Annotated in this window: 1 protein-coding gene; it reads left to right on the plus strand. The window is 38.8% G+C overall.

Annotated elements, in window-relative coordinates; translation table 11 throughout:
* Nucleotides 1–60 precede the first annotated feature (60 nt).
* Entirely contained in the window at nucleotides 61–1,206 is a 1,146-nt protein-coding gene (locus ACWQ4X_RS19645) for a phospholipase A (RefSeq protein ID WP_004907114.1), read from the plus strand.
* Nucleotides 1,207–1,357 lie beyond the last annotated feature (151 nt).

Below are 1,357 nucleotides of genomic sequence, written 5' to 3' on the forward strand. Positions count from 1 at the left end.
ACCGTTTTTCTAATGTGCTGTATGAAAGTATTCTCAAAAATGAAGAAAGGAAATTTAAAAATGGCTGTTAAATTGACACGCCGTACAAAGTATTCATTCAGGGTGTTGAACTTGGCGATGCTGTCTATATTGTGTACAGAAGCAGGCTATGCTTATCAACCTGCAAGTGCTTCTGCTTGTGTAGCACTTGAGTCAAATGCAGAGCGTTTAAATTGTTATGACGGTTTATTTTCAGTAAAGCTCAGCGACGTAACAGTGGCATCGGTATTAGTTGCAGAAGGCGCTGGATCTGCTGAGGCCATGCCGTTACAAACATTAAAACGGCCGAGCAGCCGAGATAACAAGCAGGGCAATCCGAACCATTTTTTTGCTTTAGAACATCATCAATCGGATTTAAAAGCATCATTAATCGACCAGCGTTGGGAATTAACACCAGAACAAAAACTAGGAACATGGAATTTACGGGCTTACCAGCCTATTTATTTGCTACCTGCACTGTGGACAAGTGAAAAAAATGAAGTTCCGCATACGCCAAACAAGACACTGGCAGAACAGCAAAATTTGAATTCGATGGAAGCTAAACTGCAGTTATCTTTAAAGACCAAAGCACTTGAGAATCTCTTTGAAGACAATGGGGATATGTGGGTTGGCTATACGCAGACTGCGCATTGGCAAGTCTATAATGAAGATGAATCGAGGCCTTTTCGTGAAACAAATTATGAGCCTGAAGCCAGTTTAATTTTTAGAACAGACTATAGCATTTTGGGCTTAAATGGGCGCTTATTGGGATTAACTTATAATCATCAATCTAATGGTCGTTCTGGTCCCTTATCTCGCAGCTGGGACCGTATTATGCTGAATATTGGTTTAGAAAAAGATAATTTTGCGCTTATGTTGCGACCTTGGTATCGCCTAGATGAAGATGCCGGAAAAGATGATAATCCTGACATTAAAAACTATGTAGGACGGGGAGATTTAACAGCATTTTACCGTCGTAATGATAATGAGTTTTCATTGCTTTTACGACATTCTTTAAGAGGGGGAGATGATTCTCGCGGCGCTATGCAATTTGATTGGGCATTTCCGATCGCAGGCAAGTTAAGAGGATATTTTCAATTGTTTGACGGTTATGGGGAGAGTTTGATTGATTACAATCATCGAGCAACTTACGTGGGGTTAGGCGTTTCTTTAATGAATAGGTATTAGATAGAGCTGCTCTAGAAACAAAGATTGGCGCACTAAATATTAAATCTATTTGAAATCATAATCATGGTTTTTTCGCAATAATATTCTGTGGGTTATAAAATTTTATTGTTGGCTAAATATGCTATGAATGGGTATTTTTTTATTTAAACAC

It is taken from the genome of Acinetobacter sp. NigerLNRRAM0016, assembly GCF_054112845.1.